Source organism: Methanimicrococcus hongohii (assembly GCF_032594095.1).
Taxonomy (GTDB): Archaea; Halobacteriota; Methanosarcinia; order Methanosarcinales; family Methanosarcinaceae; genus Methanimicrococcus; species Methanimicrococcus hongohii.
On sequence record NZ_CP131059.1, the window covers coordinates 334,577 to 356,384 of the forward strand.

General features: G+C 40.7%; 15 protein-coding genes and 2 tRNA genes. 7 read left to right on the forward strand and 10 right to left on the reverse strand.

Annotation, left to right across the window (positions count from 1 at the left end; genetic code table 11):
- Positions 1-614 precede the first annotated feature (614 nt).
- The 3 genes from MmiHf6_RS01515 to MmiHf6_RS01525 all read left to right on the forward strand — a co-directional run bounded on the left by MmiHf6_RS01515 (position 615) and on the right by MmiHf6_RS01525 (position 11,708).
- Entirely contained in the window at positions 615-1,304 is a 690-nt protein-coding gene (locus MmiHf6_RS01515) for a hypothetical protein (RefSeq protein ID WP_316557952.1), read from the forward strand.
- Between the two features lie 789 nt (positions 1,305-2,093).
- The gene (locus tag MmiHf6_RS01520; protein WP_316557953.1) at positions 2,094-9,485 is read left to right on the forward strand and encodes a cobaltochelatase subunit CobN; all 7,392 of its coding nucleotides are present in this window, start codon (positions 2,094-2,096) and stop codon (positions 9,483-9,485) included.
- Between the two features lie 441 nt (positions 9,486-9,926).
- Positions 9,927-11,708, forward strand: a complete 1,782-nt coding sequence (locus MmiHf6_RS01525; protein WP_316557954.1) for a DUF4139 domain-containing protein — start codon at positions 9,927-9,929, stop codon at positions 11,706-11,708.
- 556 nt (positions 11,709-12,264) lie between these two features.
- Here MmiHf6_RS01525 and MmiHf6_RS01530 read toward each other — a convergent pair.
- Positions 12,265-12,462, reverse strand: a complete 198-nt coding sequence (locus tag MmiHf6_RS01530) for a hypothetical protein (protein WP_316557955.1) — start codon at positions 12,460-12,462, stop codon at positions 12,265-12,267.
- Positions 12,463-12,530: 68 nt separating this feature from the next.
- Between MmiHf6_RS01530 and MmiHf6_RS01535 the strand changes: the two genes are divergently transcribed.
- Both MmiHf6_RS01535 and MmiHf6_RS01540 read left to right on the forward strand, forming a co-directional pair.
- The gene (locus tag MmiHf6_RS01535; RefSeq protein WP_316557956.1) at positions 12,531-12,731 is read left to right on the forward strand and encodes a hypothetical protein; all 201 of its coding nucleotides are present in this window, start codon (positions 12,531-12,533) and stop codon (positions 12,729-12,731) included.
- 310 nt (positions 12,732-13,041) lie between these two features.
- On the forward strand, positions 13,042-13,419 hold the full coding sequence (locus MmiHf6_RS01540) for a hypothetical protein (protein WP_316557957.1): 378 nt from the start codon (positions 13,042-13,044) through the stop codon (positions 13,417-13,419).
- 51 nt (positions 13,420-13,470) lie between these two features.
- On the opposite strand, the gene MmiHf6_RS01545 is transcribed toward MmiHf6_RS01540, so the two are convergent.
- The 8 genes from MmiHf6_RS01545 to MmiHf6_RS01580 form a co-directional block, all read right to left on the reverse strand.
- Positions 13,471-14,952 (reverse strand): MFS transporter, encoded by a 1,482-nt coding sequence (locus MmiHf6_RS01545; RefSeq protein ID WP_316557958.1) that lies wholly within the window; start codon positions 14,950-14,952, stop codon positions 13,471-13,473.
- Positions 14,953-15,178: 226 nt separating this feature from the next.
- Complete coding sequence (locus tag MmiHf6_RS01550; protein WP_316557959.1) at positions 15,179-16,021, reverse strand: DUF7524 family protein; 843 nt, start codon at positions 16,019-16,021, stop codon at positions 15,179-15,181.
- A gap of 304 nt (positions 16,022-16,325) precedes the next feature.
- Positions 16,326-16,514, reverse strand: a complete 189-nt coding sequence (locus MmiHf6_RS01555) for a methytransferase partner Trm112 (RefSeq protein WP_316557960.1) — start codon at positions 16,512-16,514, stop codon at positions 16,326-16,328.
- Positions 16,515-16,594: 80 nt separating this feature from the next.
- A complete protein-coding gene (locus MmiHf6_RS01560; protein WP_316557961.1) occupies positions 16,595-17,269 on the reverse strand; it encodes a MarC family protein in 675 nt (224 codons plus the stop codon).
- Positions 17,270-17,537: 268 nt separating this feature from the next.
- A complete protein-coding gene (locus MmiHf6_RS01565) occupies positions 17,538-17,747 on the reverse strand; it encodes a hypothetical protein (protein WP_316557962.1) in 210 nt (69 codons plus the stop codon).
- A 440-nt stretch (positions 17,748-18,187) separates the two neighbouring features.
- Complete coding sequence (locus tag MmiHf6_RS01570; protein ID WP_316557963.1) at positions 18,188-19,396, reverse strand: potassium channel family protein; 1,209 nt, start codon at positions 19,394-19,396, stop codon at positions 18,188-18,190.
- Positions 19,397-19,647: 251 nt separating this feature from the next.
- Complete coding sequence (locus MmiHf6_RS01575; RefSeq protein ID WP_316557964.1) at positions 19,648-20,211, reverse strand: magnesium transporter; 564 nt, start codon at positions 20,209-20,211, stop codon at positions 19,648-19,650.
- On the reverse strand, positions 20,208-20,825 hold the full coding sequence (locus MmiHf6_RS01580; protein WP_316557965.1) for a magnesium transporter: 618 nt from the start codon (positions 20,823-20,825) through the stop codon (positions 20,208-20,210). Before MmiHf6_RS01580 ends, MmiHf6_RS01575 begins: the two co-directional genes overlap by 4 nt.
- A 105-nt stretch (positions 20,826-20,930) precedes the next feature.
- On the opposite strand from MmiHf6_RS01580, the gene MmiHf6_RS01585 reads away from it, so the two are divergent.
- Positions 20,931-21,004, forward strand: a tRNA-Val gene (locus MmiHf6_RS01585).
- A 158-nt stretch (positions 21,005-21,162) separates the two neighbouring features.
- Positions 21,163-21,236: transfer RNA gene (locus MmiHf6_RS01590), tRNA-Val, on the forward strand.
- Between the two features lie 135 nt (positions 21,237-21,371).
- On the opposite strand, the gene MmiHf6_RS01595 is transcribed toward MmiHf6_RS01590, so the two are convergent.
- Positions 21,372-21,536, reverse strand: coding sequence for a hypothetical protein (locus tag MmiHf6_RS01595; protein WP_316557966.1), 165 nt, complete (start codon positions 21,534-21,536; stop codon positions 21,372-21,374).
- Positions 21,537-21,808 lie beyond the last annotated feature (272 nt).

Genomic DNA, 21,808 nt, shown 5'->3' on the forward strand with positions numbered 1-21,808 from the left:
TAAGAACTAACAGGCGGAAATCGGGGCAAAGGTACCAAGTGCTTGGGATTGTTTTTCCGAATCAAAAATAAGTGATATGAAAAATTCATAAAAACTCATGAAAAATCATGAAAAACTCATGAAATAAAATTCAAAAAAATATATGAAAAATTCATTTGTCGCTTCATCCGGGCCCCGAATCTGAAATAAAAAACAGAATCGGCGCGGCGGGTTTTTCGTGTCAAAGCGAAGAGCGGCTTTATCCCGAGACGGCAATTTTGCTGTTGATGACGGATCGTATAGACAGAATCAATAAATGAAAGGAAAAAAGAAAATCCGGTCATGCGCGAACATGACCGATGGGTTATCAGAATAGAAATTTAGAAAGTAATTATTCTTAATAAGCAATGAATACAACATTTGTGTTTTATATAAACCTTTTGTTTGTGAACATTCTTGTGAAGGGGTTTTATGATCGAATATTTCTAAAACTTGAGGTTTTTCACGAAAGTGAAAGTCGGATTCTTCTGATTTCTGAGCACATTTTCGTCTCCCCGTATTAGTTTGGGGGTGAATGAAATGTGCCTTGTAGTTTTTGAAAATCTAAACGCACAAAATTAAAAGGAGTTCATAAAATGAACTATTCTAAAATCTTATTGGCTGCGCTCGCAGTCATGTTAATCTTTGCAGTTGCTCCTTTGGCAAGTGCAGGTGATGGTTCGGAAGAAGATCCGTATCTTATACTTTATGTCGGCAATACCGGCTGGGATATGATTCCGCTCAACGGCGGAGCGACAGGCATTGATGAAGTTAATGGTATTCATTACATTATTGAATACATCGACGGCTATGGTGCCTATAATTACACTCCCACTCCGCCTTATGAACCCTGGTATGAGCCCAGTGAAGATTATTTGTATCTTGCTGAAGAGGATCTGTTCCAATATTTCGATGTCATGTTCATCGACATGGTCAATGTTCCCTATGATCTTGATTTGAATGATTCTGAACAAAAAGATGTGTATGATGTTTTTGTAAATGCATTTACTAATGCTGCTGCAGGCAATTATACAAAAATCATAACTCTTCGTACAGCACCCGTCAACGGTAATTCGGTGATGCCGTTATCTTTTGATTTCATTGATACAACAGCGTATACGGTCAACAATTCCATCCCGTATGTCAATAATGAACCTGGTGCTCGCGCTTTCGTTTCAAATTTCGGTCCGATGGCAACTACCCACAGCGATAACTGGACTACTGCATCTGTGCAGGATTGTGAAAATACCATCATTTGGCTTGATGCTTACCTTGCATTAAGATAAGTTAAGTTTTGAGTATGAATGTTGGAACTACCAAATTCATACTTTTTTTATTTTTTATATTTCTTAAAGGGATATCGGGTGTTTATCATGAGTTTGAATCTATCTTATTATTTGAAAAATACATTTTTTTTAATTTTTATTCTCAGTTTATTATTATGTCTTCTTGCATCTCCTGCTGTTGCAACAGAAGAAATGTATCCGACAACAATTTATATGCTTGAGGGAGATGAATTGACGTTAAATCCGCCTGATAGTACACAATTAACGTCAGGAAATCCGTCGGTTGTCAATATTATCTCAGGAAATTCTGTTAAAGCAAATGGAACAGGAATTGCAACGATTTACTATTCAAAAGGTGTCCAAGATTATCAAGAGCTGTGTAAAATTTATGTTTTGGGAGACAAATTGGAAGTTTTAACGGTTGGCAATGCTGATCCAAAATTAAATTTTTCTACAATTTCTTATATAAATCATACAATCAGAGTCAATGATTCGGATTTTTCGTTTTCAAATGACCTTTCATTTTTTGATGCAGTCATTTATGTAAACACAAACACATATTCTCAAAGTAATGTCGATGCCATATGGGATGCAAATGAAAGCGGTTCACTTGTCCTTTATATCCCCTCAAATATCACTAATGTAGAAATTCAAAGTGCTGACAGTTCTTATTATGATTTTTATGCTGTAAAACATCTCTTAAATACAGGTCATCTGCATACGAATGAAACATTTGCTGCTGAAATTGAGAGTGTTGCATCAGTTTATATCGGTTCTGGTCATAATCATTTGACTGCGACAGTAATTGCTGAACGTTCTGAATCTATTGCGCCTTTAATTGCACGCCATTCTTTGTGGAAAATGATTGAAAAATCATATAATGATTTCTCCGGATATGATACACAAGCACTAACTGCTGCAAAAGAGGTATGGGATTCTGATGTTTCATCTTTGGAAGATTATATTGCTGTAACTCATCAATTGAAAAAAGATTATGCGGATGAAAATAAAATTTCCAAGGTTGAATTAAATACTGATGATTTTAAAATGAAACTCGGAACACAGGTAAATTTGACTGCAGTAGTTGAAACAGATAAAATGGGATTGGCCGATAACCGTAATATTGTTTGGTCTTCCAATGACACAGATGTTATTGATATTGATGAATACGGAATGGTGACCGCAAAAGGAATCGGTGAAGCAAAAGTTACTGCTTCCGTCGATGGCGCAAAATCAGATTCTTGTACGATTACTGTCGGGAAATATTTAATTGCAACATCCCCTGCGGTGATCGAATCAATTTCCTCTGATACTGTTCTTTTGGAAGTTCTCAGTTTCGATGATGATTTTTCTGCTTATGATATTGTTTTTGTAGGCAGTACAGGAAATATCTATATAGATTTATACAAATATGCTTATAATTTAGAATTATTCGTTTTATCTTCTAATAATCAGCTTTTGGTGAGTGCTTTTAATACGCAAAGTACTTATACTCAGTATTTAAGCATTTTAACTAAAGGAAAAGATGTCGGTGTTGCTATCAGATTTAAAGATGCAGGTGTTTATCATAACGGTGTTGTTGTCGATGAGCCGACAAATTTTACAAATTCACTTCAGGAGTTAGTAGGTGGTGACTATTCCAAGTTCTTTGAAAATGGTGATGTCGAAAAAGAAGTTTTAAGTCATTATGTTGAGACATTTTCAAATCTGATTGAAGTTGATTATACGAAAGAAAGCTGGGATCCTTTTGCGGATGAATTGGCTGATGCTCAAGAAATGTTAACAGATGTTTCTGTCGAGGACCCCGTGATTACAAAAGAAGATTTAGCAGCAATGGCATTTGATTTGAAAGAAGCACGCTGGTCTTTGATTCCAATTAATTCTATTTCGGAAATTTCAATAGAGTCAGGATTATCTTTGTCTGTCGGGAATTCTCAGAAACTGGATCCGAAAATTAAAGATTCAAACAAGGTCGAATTAACACATATTCCGGTGACTTGGTCCTCGGACAATACGACTGTTGCAACTGTTTCAAAGTCAGGGACAATTACTGCGAGATCAGCCGGTATTGCAAATATCACAGCTACAGCAGGCGGTAAATCATCTGTTTGTGAAGTCTCAGTAACAATACCGATCAATTCTCTTATATTAAGTTCTTCTAAAGAAATTATTGAAATGGATGGAGAATCCCTCACGCTTACAGCCATTGTTTCTCCAATCAATGCAAACTACGAAAAAGATACGATTGCATGGTCATCAGCAGACACTTCCATTGCAACGATTGTTGACGGGGTAGTTACACCTGTAAGCCCTGGACGGACAACAATTACTGTTTCAGTTGACATTAAAGAAAATGTTTATGATGCTTCTGCAGGAACTGTCTCTGTTGTTACGACAACAAAAACGGCGGAATGCGAAGTCATTGTAAAAGCAATAAAGTCTGAACGTGTCGGTGTTCTTTATATTGGTGAAGCGGATTTAGTAGGTCTTCAAGATACTGTTGATTCAATGTATTACTGCGGATATTTTGATTATTCTTTTATTTCCGGTTACAACGCAGACAGTACAGTTACAGATGAACTATTGAATCTGGATTTCAGTGAATATGATGTTGTTTACTTCGGTATGTTCGGTGACTATGATCAAATCAAAGAGGCATTACAATCTGCTCAAGAAACTGGAACAAAAGTTATTTCCTTGGAAACTGAGACAACCGCGCCAACTTATTTCAATGCTTCTTTCCCCTCTGCCGAAGTTCAAGATATATCTCTGCTTTACCATTATTACAGGCAGCTTCTTTCCCTGTCCAAAGCCTCGACAGCATCAATGCTCTGGGGAGAAAAATTCCTGATTCAATCAGCAATTGATTATGCACCTGCAAGTAAAATTCCGCAAGAATTGGCGGATGAAGAACCATTGAAAATATTATACATTGGCTCACAAGCAAGCAATTTTGAAGATGTGGCGAAAATATTCTCTCAAGGTGCCTACGGTGATGCAGTTTCTTGGCCGACTTTTTTGAAGAACGGTGAAACATTCAGTGCCGATATTATTGAACTGTTCGATTTAGACGATATAAACAACCCTGAAACTTTGAACAAAATTGCTTCAATTAATAATCAAATAGCTTCAAACGATTATGATATTATTATATGCGACGGGTTTGCAGGCTACGATGATTCGACGAGTACTGACACACATTTCACTTATTTGGTAAATATTATTTCCAAATCTAATGATGCTACGGATCCTGCGATTATTGTTCTTCTCAATAAAGAATTAAAAGGTGATGGTGAGTGGAATTCGGCAGCGACAGTCTTGGGAATTTCTGCTTCTAATTACCTTTCGGTGTCAGATGAGATGACCTTTGAAACAAGTACCGATGAGTTAAAAATGGCTAACCGTTTCTTATTCGGTCTTGTAAATACCTACGGGCATGAAAGGGCAAAAACATGGATTTATACTGACGATTCAATATCTGTCGGATCAGTATTCTATGCTCATCCCTTGCCGGGAGGCGCCGATAGACTCAAATTCTCAACTCTTGATGCCTATTTAACATGGGCTACGAAAAACGGATATTTTGATCCTGACAGACCGACTGTCGGTATTTGGGGCTTCCCGTCAGATTTGGGCCCCGGTATGGATTCTTTAGTATTCGAATTAGAAAATCAAGGAGTCAACGTCATTTTAGGACTTGAATCTTACAATGATATTCCTAAATATTATACTTGGACAGATGAAAATGGAACGAAAAAGCAGATTGATGCCGCTATTTCCATTAAGAATTTCGGTTTGAACTACTGGAATTACAGCGAAGGTCTTCGCCAACTGGAAGAAATGGATATTGCTGTTTTAAAAGGTATATTTTCATCTTCTGATTATAAAACAGTTACACCGTCAGATCCCTCTGATATGAATAAATATATCGATTCAAGCAGTATCAGTAGAATGACTTTATCTCCAAACCGTGACGGTATTTTTGATTTTATTGTTATCGGCTATATGGACCAGAGCGTCTCTTACGGTTATTCTGATCAAATCGAATGGATGGCTGAAAGAGCTGCTTCTTGGGCTTATTTGAAACATAATGAGAATTCGCAGAAACAAATTGCACTTTTGTATTACAACTATCCTCCGGGGAAAGCCGATATCGGTGCGAACTATTTAGATGTAATTTCCAGTTTTTCGGGAACCGATTCGTTTGAAGGTCTGCTTGACAATATGAAGCAAACTGATCAATATTTCGACGTTAAAGGAAATGATTTGGGCGGTTACATAATTGATTATAATAAACTGCCTTACGCAAATGATTCGGATACTGCCGGTAAATACAATTATGAGTATAAGTCAGATTCCGACAGCGATGATGATTGGGGTAAAAAAGTCATGACGGAAGAAAATCTTCGCCGTTTGATGTGGTCTCAAGGTATCAATGTCGGTTCTCATGCTCCGGGAGTTTTAAAAGGTATGGTTCAGGAATATACTGACTTCATCAAATACAATGATCCTGAAGACTGGTGGGGCCTCCGACTGATTCCTGTTGATGACTATAAATTATGGCTTGAAATGGGTGCTCTCCCTCAAGTCTTGAGTGATGAACTCAATGAAACTTGGGGTACACCTTGGGAAGGAGAATTGTCTCAAGACCAAAGCGGAATGATTTGGGTCGATGAAGACAACGCTCTGCAAAATGGTGCAGGCAAACGCTACTTTGTCATTCCCTGTATACAAGTCGGCAATGTTTGGATTATGCCGCAGCCTGACCGCGCTCTTGCCGGAACGCAGGCAATAGAAGGTGATTTGAGTTCAACAACCAGCGCCGATTATCACGGCGATATGGCACCCACACATCAGTATGTTGCTTTCTACTTATGGTTGAATGAAGGTGTCAGTAAAGGCGACAGCTGGAACTTGATGGAAGACGAATGGAAAGCGGATGCAGTCATTCATTTCGGAACTCATGGAACACAGGAATGGATGCCGGGAACAGCCGTCGGTCTTCAAGTGGACAGTGACTGGGGACCTAATTTAATCGGGCGCCTTCCGAATATCTATCCGTATATTGTTGCAAATGTCGGTGAAGGACTGACCGCAGAAATGCGCGGTAATGCTTTAATTATCAGCCATTTGACACCTGCCATGGTCCGTACCGGTCTTTACGGTGATATTTTAAAACTTGAAACTGCAATGCAAAGCTATTCAAAACACAGGTCCGTTGATGGTGATCCGAGTATTCAATACGAATATCGAAAAGATATTGTTGACATTATTTTCGGAAACGAATCAAAAGGATTTGACGGTATTGAGACGATTTATATGTCAATAAATGCCAGTTACGGTGCATCTGTCGCAAAAGCGGAAGGTATTGATGTATCAAAAGTCAATCAAACTGTATTCAAAGATCATTTATTGGCATTGAGTGATGATGAGTTTAACATATTCATGACGAATTATTTACACAATATAATTGATTCTATTATGGAAAATTCTCTTCCTCTCGGAATGCACATCTACGGTAAAGCTCCGACAGATGCACAGTCCGCTCGAATGGTGCGAGAAATATGGGGTAATTTCAGATTTGAAGAACTCATTCAAGAACTCTATTTTGAAGGGGAATCAATACCGCAAGAGAAACCTTTGACTGTTGGTGGTATTACATATTACAACGGTAAATATGACGGCGATGTGGAAAACTTTGTGCTTGAATATGTGGCCGGGAAATCCGAAGGTTTGTCCGAATCGGTTGTTATTAAAAATGCATTGGAAAGCACATTAGAAGGTGACGATGATCAGCGCTTCGCTGTTGAATTCTTTATTCGCGGTCCGATAATGTTCTATGAAGATGCGAAAGCTTCAGGAAATTATAATAATCTCGAAGATTTGCAGGCTTATGTTCTTCAAAAATGGATCGAACATGGGGTCGAAGACATTGTGATTGATGAATTGTGTACAGATTTTATTCCGAACAGTGTTATGGGATCTAAGTTGACCGAAAGTGGCAGTACTGTAAATGCATTTGATGAAACAAAATTCAATAATCAGTTCAGAACTTTTGTTAATGAAACTGTCAAACTTCTTGAGGAAAATGCTGCCCTTTCTGAAGATAAGCAAAGAACGTCTGAACAAATCATTAATGGTGTTCTGACGGAATGTTTCAATGTAAACGGCTATGCTGATCAAACATGGATTAATCAGGGTGTCATGGATTACATATTGGCTTACGGACGTGATTCTTATGCTGAAAGTTTAATGTCCTGCGGTCAAGCGGAAACGCAAGCATTATTGAGTGCGTTATCAGGCGGCTACATCTCTGTCACAACCGGTAATGATCCCATTCAAAATCCTGCGGTTTTGCCGACCGGAAGAAATTTCTATGGTATTGATCCGGACACATTCCCGACACGTGCGGCATGGGAAGTCGGTCAGGCAATGGGTGAGCAATTGCTGGTAAGTTACTATGAAGAGTACGGCACATGGCCTGATACAGTTTCTTTTATGCGTTTCGGCGTTGAATACATCCGTGATGAAGGAGCTTTAGAAGCCTGTATCTATTATTTGCTCGGTTGTGAACCGGAATGGTCTGGTAATCAATATACCGGCACAGGTACTTTCAAAGGCGGTAAGGTGATTACAGATACTGAGTTCTTCCAGTTGTATTACAGCAACGGGACAAAAATCGAAGAATTGAGACCGCGTGTTGATATTGTTTACAATACGGCCGGTATGCGTGATGCATATCCCAATGCACTTCGGTATATCGATAAAGCTATTCGGGATGTTAATGCTTTGGGAGATTCCGAAATTCAAAACAATGTCAAAACAAATACGAAAGCTATTGAAGATGCATTGTTTGAAATGAAAAAGAATGGTGAGATTGATTTGTCCGATGATGAGATTAAAGAACTTGCTCTTTCCAGAACATTTGCTCAGCAATTGGGTACATATGAAATCGGCACAGGTAATTTGGTCAGTTCCAGTGGTCTTTGGGATTCCGATTCTGCTCAAGCGACGAATGATCTTGTCAACTTGTATATCAGTAAAATGGGCTATGTCTACAACTCATATACATGGGGCGGAGACGGATCTGAAGATTTCAAGAAGGCAATGGAAGCTGTTTTGAAATTAACTCTTTCAAAGGCGGATGCTTCTGTATTTGCTTCATCTTCCAATCTGTATGATTCATTAGACAACGATGATGTTTTCCAATATTACGGTGTCATGAATTTGGTTTCTCAGCAATCCCGCAGTGACGGGAAACTCCCCAAAATGTATTATGCCGATACAAGCAATGTTGCCAATTTCCAAGCAGGTGATCGTGTTATAAGCACAATGCAGGAAGCACTTATGAAAGACTTAACCTCTCGTTATCTCAATCCCGAATGGATTAAAGCCATGGAAGATGCAGGTTATTCAGGCAGTACGATGATGGCAGAATTCATGGAGAATTTATTCGGATGGGCAGTTGTAACAAACGGTGAATTTGTCAGTGATGAATTATGGGGTACTGTTATGACTGTGTATTTAGAAGATAACAGTCATCTGCTGAATAACGAAGCATTCTCTTATGCCTATCAATCTATGACAGGGCGTATGTTAGAAGCTGTCAGAACGGATTATTGGAACGCAAGCGATGACCAAGTAAAAACCCTTGTTGACGCCTATGTCGATTCAGTAATGGATGCAGGAGTCGCTTGCTGTCACCACACATGCGGCAATCCGTCTTTGAATGAATTCATTTTGGGTCAAATGTCTGTTCTCGGATATACCGATGAAGAGATGACTTCCTATTTAGAAATCGTTCAAAAAGCAACACTGATGACATATTCACTTCCGCCCTCAGATTCGGATGACAAAAATATCTCATCCTCTTCAGGCGGCGGTTACGGAATGGCAACCGCAGTTGAAGCAGGTGAGGCTGCAAGCGGTGAAGCCAGTGACGACGGTGAAGAATCAGACAGCGGTGACGAACAAAACCCGGGTGTCGGAGAGACCGGTACAGAAACCGGAACACCGACAACAGATGTCAGCGGATTTGAAATGACTGTTACAAATGCAGCCAATTCAGTTCGTGATTTCATCCAAAATCCGACCTTCTCATCGTCGAGTATCATCGCCATCGCCTTTGTTATATTGGTGGTCGGCGCAATCTTCTACGGTTCGAGAAGACAGAAATTGTAATGAAAACATATTCATCAAACGATTTGATAAATTTGATTGCCGGATTTTTCCGGCAATTTTCTTATTTTTTCATGTTATAATTTTTTGTTAAATTTTTATTTTATTAAATTTTTGTTTAGTTGTTTTTGTTTTGGTGTTTTTGTTCTTGTTTTATTTTGCTTAAATTTTTGTTCTCTTTAAAGCGAAACTTTAAATCCTTCAACCGTCGATTAGGTATGTTCAAGAATTGAAACTGTTTTGTGTTCCCTCAAAAATTGCGGGAATTTTATTATCGGACAGGCTAAAATGCCTCAGTTGCCGATACGGATTTTGACAAGAAATAATGCCCTTGTTTTACAGAAATATTCTAAAATTTTACAAAAAATTTTAGGAATATCCATGAAAATATTTTACAAAATTTGACAGATATTATGACAAATATTAATATCGGAGGCTATTGCTATGGAAAATTATACAATCTTATCAAAAGTTGAAGAGGCGGCCGTTTTTTATAACGGCGCGGAATTGGTGCATACTGCCAAAGCGTCTCTTGTGAAGGGAAGCAGCGAAGTTTATATTGAAGGATTCAGCCCGAGCACGGATTCAAAAAGCATCAAAGTCAAGACCACAAACGGCGTTGTCGTTTCGTCTTTTGAATTTTCGGTCAATTATTTGAAAGAAGAATCTTTGGGCGAAAACTCTCAAAAATTAAAAGATGAAATCAAAGTGAAACAAAACGAGCTTGAAAAGATTGAGACAAATATTCGAATCAATGACGAAATGCTTTCTCTGCTTCGGGAAAGTATGGAAAAGAAAACATCCGGTCCCAAAAAAGGTCCCGACATTGACGATTTGATGAAAGCGCTTGATTTTTTCAAAACCAAATCTATCGAGCTTGAAAATTCCATTCGGGAAGACCGCGAAGAAGCGAATCAAATTCGTGAGAAAATTTACGATCTGTCAAGCCAGTTCAATCAGGAATCGGCGAAAAACACAAAAGCGTCAGGCATTTTGAAATTGAACCTTTCGGCGCCTGCCGACTCAGACTGTGATTTTATCATCCGCTGTTTTACAAACAATGCCGGCTGGTACCCGTACCATGACATTAATGCGGCATCAGCCGAAAGTCCCGTTAAAATCGTTTCCAAAGCGAAAGTCCATCAGACAACGGGAATTGATTGGGAAAAAGTGAAAATCACGCTCTCAACCGCTGTTCCGAGCATGGGAAAAACGGCGCCGCTTTTTAACACATGGTTTTTGGATTTCGTCAAACCGCGACCGCTGCCCGTTGCCGCGCCTCATCTTTCAAAAATGAGTATGCAAAAGGAACGTATGGCACAGAACGCTTATTCTTACGAAATTCAAGCGGTTCAGGCCGCAAGAGTTGCGGATGAAAAAGTGTATGAAGAAGAATGTGGTGATTATTGTGAACCGCTTGAACCGATTTATACGGTTGACGGAAGAATGACGGATGCCGCTTATTACAATTCGATTGATTCATCCATGATTAAAGAAAACACCTTTTTGGAACCGTCCGCGGCGGTTAACAGGTTCGGTCCTGCTGCTGCCGGCGGCGCTTATGTTTTGACGCTGAAAAGCGGCATGGAAGATTTTGTCAAAGAATCCGACAATCAATTAAACATCACGTATGAAATTGAATTGCCGTATTCGATTCCGGGAAACGGTAAAGAGCAGAACATCGAGCTCAAAAGCAGTGAAGTTCCGGCATCATTTATGTATTACTGCGCGCCGAAATTGGATTATGAAACCTATTTGATTGCGGAAATCAAGGATTGGGAGAAACTCGGACTTTTGAGCGGCACCGCAAATGTTACTTACGACGGCACTTTCATCGGCGAGACGTATATTGACGCCGATTCGACGCGCGAAAAACTTTCGCTGACGCTCGGAACGGACAGGCGCGTTGCCGTGAAGCGCGAAAAGCTGAAGGAATTCAGCAGCAAAGGCTTGTTCGGAAGCGACATGAAGCAGGAATTTGCGTATCAGCTGACGGTCAGAAATAATCAGACAAAGGCGTCGCGCATAGTTTTAAAAGACCAGTATCCGGTTTCAACGAACAAAGAAATCACGGTCGAATTGTCCAAAGAATCGACGCCGTTCACGTTTAACAAAGAAGACATCGGCGTTGTGACATGGGAATATGAAATGCAGCCGGGAGAGACGAAAGTTTTCAAACTGGTTTACAGCGTGAAATATCCGAAAGGAAAAGAATTGGATTTGTAATTTTTTTCAAAAAATCAAATCGAACAAACTTTTTTTGGCGGCAGCCGCCTCGCGCGAGTTGCTCCATTCTTTTTTATTTTTTTTCAAACACGTCTCTCATTTCTTTTTTATTTTTCAAACAGTTATTTCATTTTCCTTCTATGTTTTATTTTCACATTGAAACCTAAACATCCAATTTTCATAAATCGGTGAACCTGAACGTCCCATAAAACCCTAATCTTAAATTTTTAAATTTTATTGAAAAGAAGACGTTCCGTTTTTGAAAATTTTGATTAAAAGTCGATGTTTCGATTGAATCTAATTTTGTATGAAAAGACAAAATACCGCCCCCGCAATTTGAGTTCCGGGCGGCGCGAAGCGGCGAACCGGACTTGAAACGCAGTTTCAAGTTTCTGAGCGAAGCGAAGAAACGAGACTTGGCGGATTCTTTCCCATACGAAACGAAAAACGAAAAAGCATTCTGATTCTCAGCTGTGTATCGACTCCGGCCGAGCCTGCAAGTTTGCAACTGTCTTTTATGGTTGCTGTCTGCCGCCGCGCGCGAGTTGCTCCGTTTTTATTTTTTGTTTTCAAAATCACGGGTCAGTTTTTCATTTTTCATTTTCCCGATTTTTCTTCGCAATCGTTTCCTATTTTTATTCATTTCAATTCTATTTCCGTTACTCCTTAAACCGATGAATTTAAAGTTTACGTTTTTGGAAAAATCGGCAGCAGTAAATCCTGCTCTGTTTAATTGAAGATATTTTGAAGACAAAATTTCCCAAAAAAATAAATACAGATGTAACTGTATATAAAATTAGAGACATTAAAGAGGAATAATCTATGTGGTATGAAACTTTTGATGAAATTTTCGTTTATACAGGAGTTGCACCCGAACCGACCGCAGAAGAGCTGGAAGAACGAAAACAGCGGCATAAACGAATGGATGAAGATTTTGAGCGCCATATTCAACGCATTGATATGGGGCTAAAATTAGACGGGACACGATATAAAGAAGACGAAATTCATCTGTTTCGAAAATAATTCTTTCTTTTTCATTTTTCCATTTCTTTCTTATCAACAATGAAACAAAAACATCCAACTTAAAGAAAATCGGTGAACCTGAACGCCCGATAAAACTCTAAACCTAAAAATAGATTTCATTAAAAAATGGCGTTCCGTTTTTGAAAAATTTTAATAAAAATGATGTTTCAATTGAATTTAATTTTGTATGAAAAGAAAAAATACCGCCCCCGCAAGTTGAGTTTCCGAAGCGCAAGCGGAGGAAACGAGACTTGGCGGATTCTTCCCATACGAAACGAAAAATGAAAAAGCAATTCTGATTCTCAGCTGTGTGTCGGCTCCGGCTGAGCCTGTCAGTCTGCAACTGTCTTTTAATGTTGCCGCTGCAATCAGGTTTGCATTGCCGCTGCAATCAGGTTTGCATTGCCGCTGCAATCAGGTTTGCATTGCCGCTGCAATCAGGTTTGCATTGCTGCTGCCGGTCAGGTTTGCGCTGCCGCCTGTATCTGCTAATTTTATAGTAATCCGTTCGCATTCGCGAACGTGCCGCCGCTACTTTCAGGTTTGTGTTTCCGCTTGCAATCAGTTTTCTGTTTCCGCTTGCAATCAGTTTTCTGTTTCCGCTTGCAAGTCAGGTTTGCGCCGCAGTTGCCGCTGCCGGCACCGCAGCAGCTGCCCGCCGCCGCGCGAGCCGCTCCGCTTTTCTTAATATTTTAACCCGCCCGCATTTTTTCATTTCAAAATTCAAAAAAGAGATCGGTCAGAGAATTTCACAAATCTCTTCATCTTCGCGAACAGACGGCCCTCTCAGGTATGACAAAACCGCTCCCGACAAACAGAAAACGATGCCGATGTAAAACGTTGTTCTCATCGCGGTCAGGAAAAGCGGCATCGTATCTTCGCGAAGCATTTCCGTGCTGCCGAGGAAAATAGAAATCGCGCACATCGCAATCGCCATCGATAAAACCATTCCCGACTGGCGCATCACAGAAAGCGAAGCGCTCGCGCTGCTGTAATCTTTGCGGCTCACGCAGCCCATAATCGTTGACGTGTTCGGAGACGCGAAAAACGCGAAACCGATGCCGATGATGATTTGAAAAACAATTAAATGCCAAATTTCAGAATTGACGTTCAGCGTTGACAAGCAGAAAAGGCCGACGGCAAGCAAAAGCATTCCGAAAGTCGAAAGATAGCGGCTGTCCATGCGGTCAGACAGGCGGCCCACAAACGGCGAAAAAATCGCCTGAAGCAGCGGCTGAACAAGCAAGATCAGGCCGGCAGATCCGGCGGCAAGTCCCAGCACGCGCTGCAAATAAAGGCTGAGGAAGAACGCGATTGCATACGTTCCCGCGTAATTGAAGAAGGCGGCGAAATTGGAGCGGGAGAAATGTTTGTTCGTGAAAAACAAACGAATCTGCATGATCGGATATTCTTGATTTTTGGTGTAATAAATGAAAATCGGAAGAACGGCAAGACCGATTGCAAGCGATCCAAATGCCCACATTTCCGGCAGATTGCTGAGTCCGAACAGGACAAAGAAAATCGTCACCATGTAAAGTAGCGCGCCTTTTTTGTCATACGGCTCACCCTTTCCTTCAATGAAATCAATTTTCAAAGAACGGTGAACCAAAATAATACTGACAATTGCCAGCGGAATCAAAAGCAAATACAAACTGCGCCAGCCGAAATTCTGCGTCATGATGCCGCCGATAACCGGTCCGAGAGATGAGCCGATGTAAACGACGGCAACATTGATTCCGAAAACGGAACCGCGTTTAGAAGCCGGATATATTGAACTTAAAATCGGAAGCGACGTGCTGAAAACACAAGCCATTGCAATGCCGTCTAAAACGCGGAGAAGAATCAGGACATGAAAAGTCGGTGAAAACGGCTGGATAATTGCCGAAACGGCCGCCAAAACCATTCCCGTCATAAAAATCTTTTTTCTGCCGATCAAATCCGAGAGGCGCGCCATCGGAACCAAAAATAAAACGGACGCGAAAAGATAAGCGGTTGCCACCCAGCCGAGAGCGTGCGCGCTGACCGAAAAGTCTGCGCCGATTTCGGGAAGCGACAGATTCAGCATAGACGCGCCAAACGGCGTCATAAAAGAAGCGAGAGAAATGCCGATTAAAACCATACGTGTTTGTTCGGGCGTGAGCGGCGGCAGGAATGACGGCGTGAGCGGCGACGTGAGTGACGGGGTTTTGCCGGAATCGGATGTATGAGCCGTCGAAGACATTTGAACCAAACCTGAACGCATGAAGGGTAAAATATGAAAGTATAAGATTTAAAAGCTTGAAAACGTAATTCTACGACTTAAAATTAATAAATTTAAAATCAAGGCTTAAAATTGAAAGATAAATATAAAAAGAGGGGCAAACCGTATAAAAGGGTTTGTTCCCCGTGTCAATTGAAATAATTCCGATTAGAGTTATTTCAGTTAAAATTATGCTGATTGAAGTGAATCAATCGAAATTCGTTCTTTTCAAAAACATAGATAAGAGAAGAACGATTGCAACAATGAAGCCGATTGTGATCAGCGCCAAAATGATTGTTTGGTCAAAGTTGAAAATCGAATCGATGTCTGTAATTTGAATGTACGCGAACATGGCAACCAAAATCGCAATCAGCAATACTGATACAAAGAAGGAAACTTTTTCGGCGGTCGAAAGCGGCTCAATCGGTTTGCTCGGCTTGTATTTTTCGGAGTTGGAAGATGTTCGGGCAGACCAGCCTTCTTTTTTGCCTTTTTTCTCCGACCAGTCTTTTTTCACGGAAAAAGACGGTTTTTGCTTTTTCGGAGTCGTGTCGTCTTCTTCGTCATCATCTTTGACAAGATGCGCGCGTTCGGGAACGGGCTGAATGATCGGACCTTCCGCGCGGTAAACGTCGCCGGCAGGATTGTTTGTTGCGCGTTCGCCCGACAAATCTCCCGACGCGGAAAGCGTTGATGAGCGGACTTTGTCGGAGCCGACGGAAAGCTTAAATCCTTTTTTCTGCGCGCCGTAGCCGGTCACGACATAAAACATTCCTTCAGCAGTCGGATTTGCGTTGTAAGGAATTCGAATGACGATGCGGGCGTAATCATTGTTTTGAATATGATGTTTGCTCGGCACCAAAATCAGATAATCGCGAATGGAATCGTCAGGTAAAAATGTGATGTGAGTCGGCGCGGCGAAGTTTTTGATAAAAATCTGAAACTCGCGGTCTTCACCTCTGTAAAGCGGGACCTCGATTTCATTGTATTTGAATTCAATCGAGTCTAAAGATTGGCGCCCGATATAGATGTCCTGAAGCACTTCTTTCATTAAATCTCTCCGGAGTGAAATGTGTGTTTATAATATTATAAAATAATGAATTTAAATTAATAAATGTGAATTTGAATTAAATAATGAATTGTGAATGTAAACGAATGAACGTGAATTTGAATTAATAAATGTAAACGAATGAATGTGAATTTGAATTAATAAATGTAAACGAATGAATGTGAATTTAAATGAATGAATTGTGATTTTAATTAAATCTAATTGAATTGTATGTATTTGATAATGCTTTCTATTATACTTTTATGGGTTAATATAATTATTCATCGACGCTTTAGAAAATTTTTTGTCAGAATTCATCTCGTAGTTCCGGCGGCAGCATATTGGCAATTTTATTTTCAATCGGGTAGTAAATGCTGCATTTGCCGCAGTATAAATTTCCCGAAATGATTTCCGTTTCATTTTCAGCCTCAGGCTTCACCGTTAATTTTCCGCGGCAGACCGGACAAACCAATATGGAAAGCGTTTCTTTTTTCATAATTATCTATTTTATTATCAATTTTTATTATCAATTTTTTATTATCAATTTTTTAATTATCAAATCGGATTCGTCGGATTTTATCCCGCCGAAGTGTTGAGCGGCTCAAAGAATTCTTTAAACAGGTTTCTGAGCAGGTCGGTCGCGTAATTCTCAATTCCGGTCAATATCATGCCGACAGCGATTGCCGAGAGCAGCAGGCCGAGAAGACGCGTAATGACAAGCATGCTTGTATAGCTGAGACGCTTGCTGATCGCTTCAGAGGAGCGAAACATCACGTAAGTGATTGCGTAAACGCAAATAACGGCAATCATGATGAGTAAAATTCCCCAAATGTCCTGACCGCCCGTTAAAACGATGACTGTTGAAATCGTACCGGGTCCGCAAAGCAGCGGAATTGCAATCGGAAAAACCCAAAAGTCTTTGTCATTGGATTCGGTGATTTCTGTTGTGGAAACGATCGGATTGACTTTTGCCGTCATCATGTTAAAGCCGACGGAAAGCAGAATGATGCCGCCTGCGATACGAAGTGCGTCAATGCTGATGTTGAATAAATTTAGGACAAGTGATCCGGCCAGCGTAAAGAAAAGCGCCATCCCCATCGACAGCAAAATGGACTTCTTCGCATATTGATTTCTGGTCTTTTGCTGGTAGCCGCTTGTCATGGACATAAAAGTAAACAAGCCGCTGAGCGGGTTGACGATTACGAAAATGGCGGTAAATGCGAAAATAAATGTTGCAATAATGTTGTCCATTTTCGTCACTCTTTTTTGATAATTTTAATTTTAATTTTTTTTTTAAAATATAAAAAACAAAAACAATAATCGTATATTTAATCGTATTTATATGTTTATAAAGAGCGTTTAGGAATATATAAAAGTAGAGGTCGACGCATTTACAATACAAAGCAGATTCGGCAGATTCTCAATACAAAAAATTCATCTTAAAATCATCATAATTTGTTTTATCATTTTCATTTTCATTTTTATTTTTGTTTTTTTTAAAACAGGGTCTCTTTTTGATTCATTTTAAAAATTTGTGCGGTTCGCGCGGCGGCGGGCAGCTGCTGCGGCTGCCGGCAACTGCGATGCAAACCCGACTTGCAGGCGGAAACAGAAACCTGACTCCAAGCGGAAACCGAAACCTGACTCCAAGCGGAAACCGAAACCTGATTGCAGCGGCAACATTAAAAGACAGTTGCAGACCGGCAGGCTCAGCCGGAACCGGCAGCAATAAAAGACAGTCGCAAGAAAGCACTTTGCAGGAGCCGAACACAGCTGAAAAAGCTGACTGTTTTAGTTTTTATTTTCGTATAGGAAGAATCCGCCAAGTCTCAATTCCCTCCGCTTCGCTGCGGGAATCTCAACTTGCGGGGGCGGTTTTTGAACTTTAATTCAATTTAAAATTATTGAAACATCGTCTTTCATCAAAATTTTTCAAAAACGGAACGCTAATTTTTTAATGAAATCAAAGTCATTTTTTAGGGTTTTATCGGGCGTTCAGGTTCACCGATTTTGAAAATTGGATGTTTAGGTTTCAATTGAAAATAAAACAAAAACGCAGAACAAATTTGAATATCAAAATAAAAACGGGGCAATTCGCGCGCGGCGGCGCAGGCAAAAGAGAATGGATTGAAAAAATTAAACAAATGAAAAATAAAAGCGGTGTCCGGTTTATATATTCACCGGACAGGAACACATTTCAATGAGCGCTTCTTCGCCCGAGCGGGAACCGCGCGCAATCAGCACGTCATTTTCTTGGATCGTAATTCTGCCGTTGACGGAATAAATCCAGCGGTTTTCTCTTTTGATTGCCAAAACATGGATTCCGGTTTCGGTTTCCAAACGAAGTTCCTTCAATGTTTTTCCGATAATCGGCGAGCAGTCGGCGACTTCGACTTTGATGATCACTTCATCGGATTCGCGAACGGCTAACGCGATGATCGGGTGGAGTTCGATTTCGCGAACGACCGGATCGGCAATGTCGGACGCCGCGTTTGAAATTTTTTCCGACGCGCTTGAAAAGATGAGCAGGCTTTTGTAATCCGTCAAATCTTCGTCTTCGTCGGCAGAGGCGGCGGCTTCCAAAACCAAATCCTGAACTTCGTATTTCATTTCATCCAAATGCTGTTCAATTGCCTGAACCTCGTGGGCGATGTCTTTGTTATTGAAAAGAAGCGCGGAATAAGCGAGACCGACGGAGAGTTCGCACATATTTTTCATTTCAACGATGATGTCAATCGAGCGGTCGAATTCGGCGGGGTCGTTGTAATCGATAACTTTGCGCGGCGTATAGATTTTATTTGTTGCTTTCGTGAAAAAAATCGGAACGCCTTCGTCGTGACCGCGGGCGATCAAAACGTCATCCTGGCGGAGACGCGTTTCGCTGTTGGGCGCGTAGATCCATTCGGAGTTGCGGCGCATGGCGATGATCCACATTCCCGTTTCAACGTCCAACTCCAAATCACCGAGCGTTTGGCCGACCATTTCTGATTCTTCGTTCAATCTGACTTTAACGATTGTTTCATTCGCGTTTCTGAGCGCGACTTTGAGTCTGTCGGGAATGGAAATGTCCATCAAAACGCATTTTGAAATTTCCATGGCGGCGTTTGCGATGTATTCGGATGCGGCGGCAACTTCCAAAACGCCAAGCAATTGTTCGGCTTCTTCAATGCGGCGCGTGCTTAAAATGGCGCCCATCTTGATTTGGTAGTCAAGCATGTCCATGTTTTCTTCCAAATGCATCACTTCTTCGGCGATGTCTTCGTCATCGTAAATCATTGCCGAGTACGCGAGATCGACCATCAGTTCTGATGTATCTTTCATTTCAACAAGCAATTCCTTCAAATTGCGCGGTTTATATTGATACCGATTCTTAGCCATAAAGCACAAACCATCCTCTTGTATATTCTTCTTAGATGTGCCGTTTCAAGACGGCGATTAATGTCTTTTATTCCGTTTTTCAGTTTATTTTTAAATTGATTATTTGAATTATTTTGAATGATAAATTTTGAATAATTTTTGAGTTGATAAATTTTGAATAAATTTTGAATAATTACTTTGAATTGGTTATTTTGAACTGTATTTTTGAATGATAATTTTGAATTAATTTTCTGATATTCTTAAATCTAATTTTAAATAACAGCGATGCCGAATACGATAATTGCAATCATTATGCCGATGACGCCGACCAAATCGCCCATGCTGGCAACGATCGGAATCACAACGTCATCGGGGTCAAGCCCGATTTTGTGGGAAAGCGCCGAAAAACCGACGGCGGTCGTGTAAACGATTAAGATGTCCAAGATCAAGACAATGAAACTGACGCCGAAAATCAGCGCGGTCGACGTTCCGTATCCGAGCGCAAGATCGATGAAATAAACGACGACGCTGACAAAAACAGAAGAGATCAAAGCGACAATAATTGCGGCAATCACACTGTTTTTGACGACGGGGTTATTGAGAACTCTTTGACTCAAACCGAGATGAAACGCCGATGTCAGGCGCGAGCCGAGCATGCTTCCCGTGTCGCCGCCGATTTTGAGCAGAACCGGCATCAGGATGAGAAGCGTCGGGTATTCGATCAGAATATCTTCCTGATAGCCAAGGAGCAGACCGACGATGATTGCCATGAAACAGGTGACGACTAAAATCGGCAGCCCGCCTTTGACAAGTCCTTTGACGGTATAGTAGCTCATATCATCAGCACCAGCCTGGCGAATACAAAAATCATCATGACTGAGATGATATCGCCGATTGTTGCAATAGACGGCGTGACGACGTTGTCGGGATCAAAACCGAAGCGGAACGCTCCGATTGAAAGGTAAACAGAAATAAATGAAAGGATCAAGCCTGAGAAAAATCCGGAGAGGAGTGATATGAAAACCAATTTCAAAAGTCCGGCGCTTCCGAATCCGAGCAGGACTGAAACGTAGTGGCCGAGAATTCCCAAAAAAACGGAAATGATGATCGTCAAAAGCATTGAACCGATGATGTTGTTCGTCAGTTCGCGGTTTTTGAAATCGATTTTTGTGATCAGACCCATGTGAATCGCGCTCCCGAGTCGGGATCCGAGGGTGGATGAAATGTTTCCGCGCAATCCCATGACGCCCGGAATGATGACGATGAGCCCCGGAATCATTTCGAGTTCGTTTGTCATGCCCGACAAAATAACGCCTGAAATGATGCCGCCGACGACGGCGATGAGTTCAAAAGGCAGCGCCTCTTTGACAATTGAGGTAACGCTGGCATATTCTCCCAAGTATTGCTCAACGTATTCGGCTTCCGCGTCGTCGCGTTCACGGTGAGACATAAATACGAATTAAGAGAGCTAAAACATATAAATTATTGCGTCGAACACGATTTTTGATTTTTAGAAGAAACCTATTTATAGGAAGTTTCCGTTTTTTTCGTACTTGGGCTCGTGGTCTAGACGGTTATGACACCGCCTTTACACGGCGGAGGTCCTGAGTTCGAATCTCAGCGGGCCCATATATCGGTTATTAAATAGCTTATTGTTTTTGATAAGTCTATTATTTATTATTCATTGATTGATTTCATTAATTGATTTCATTAATTGATTTCGTTGATTGATTTTATTTATGCGGAAATGTATAAATGTAAAAACAGCAGATACAGCTTACTTAATTGGGCTCGTGGTCTAGACGGTTATGACACCGCCTTCACACGGCGGAGGTCCTGAGTTCGAATCTCAGCGGGCCCATTCATTTTTTCTTTTTGTATTATTGCAAACGATGAGTCGTTTATTTTTTTGTTTTTTAAAATCGCAAATTGGTTTTTCTTTAATTTTTGTTGAAATGGGAATTGTTTTTCTTTTAATTTTTATTGAAATGGGGAATCATTTTTCGTAAAAATATTTGAAACGGGTGCGGCTCGCGCGCGGCGGTCGGCAGATGCAGGCGGAAATGCAAACCTGATCGGCAGCAGTAACATTAAAAGACAGTTGCAGACTTGCAGGTCCGGCCGGAACAGCTGACCGCAAAAGACAGTTGCAAGCAAGCACTTTGCAGGAGCCGAATGCAGTGAAAAATCAGAGCGTTTTTGTGTTTTTATTTTGCATGGGAAGAATCTCCAACTCCTTCCTTTTTCGCTTCGCTCAAAAACGCGTCGTTGGAGGGTCGACGCTTTGTCTTTTCATTTCAATTTCCAGACAAACCCAAACATCCCTTTTCTTTAATCCAAAAAAACCCGAACGCCCGATAAAATCCAAAAAAAAGAAATCTTTTGAAGAAAAAACGGCGTTCGATTTTCTTTTAGATTTGAAATAAAAATGAT

Coding starts and splice junctions, on each gene's coding strand:
- MmiHf6_RS01525 (WP_316557954.1), top strand. CDS start 9,927: ATGGAAAATTATACAATCTTATCAAAAGTTGAAGAGGCGGCCGTTTTT.
- MmiHf6_RS01555 (WP_316557960.1), bottom strand. CDS start 16,514: ATGAAAAAAGAAACGCTTTCCATATTGGTTTGTCCGGTCTGCCGCGGA.
- MmiHf6_RS01560 (WP_316557961.1), bottom strand. CDS start 17,269: ATGGACAACATTATTGCAACATTTATTTTCGCATTTACCGCCATTTTC.
- MmiHf6_RS01575 (WP_316557964.1), bottom strand. CDS start 20,211: ATGAGCTACTATACCGTCAAAGGACTTGTCAAAGGCGGGCTGCCGATT.
- MmiHf6_RS01580 (WP_316557965.1), bottom strand. CDS start 20,825: ATGTCTCACCGTGAACGCGACGACGCGGAAGCCGAATACGTTGAGCAA.
- MmiHf6_RS01550 (WP_316557959.1), bottom strand. CDS start 16,021: ATGAAAGAAGTGCTTCAGGACATCTATATCGGGCGCCAATCTTTAGAC.
- MmiHf6_RS01535 (WP_316557956.1), top strand. CDS start 12,531: ATGTGGTATGAAACTTTTGATGAAATTTTCGTTTATACAGGAGTTGCA.
- MmiHf6_RS01515 (WP_316557952.1), top strand. CDS start 615: ATGAACTATTCTAAAATCTTATTGGCTGCGCTCGCAGTCATGTTAATC.
- MmiHf6_RS01570 (WP_316557963.1), bottom strand. CDS start 19,396: ATGGCTAAGAATCGGTATCAATATAAACCGCGCAATTTGAAGGAATTG.
- MmiHf6_RS01545 (WP_316557958.1), bottom strand. CDS start 14,952: ATGTCTTCGACGGCTCATACATCCGATTCCGGCAAAACCCCGTCACTC.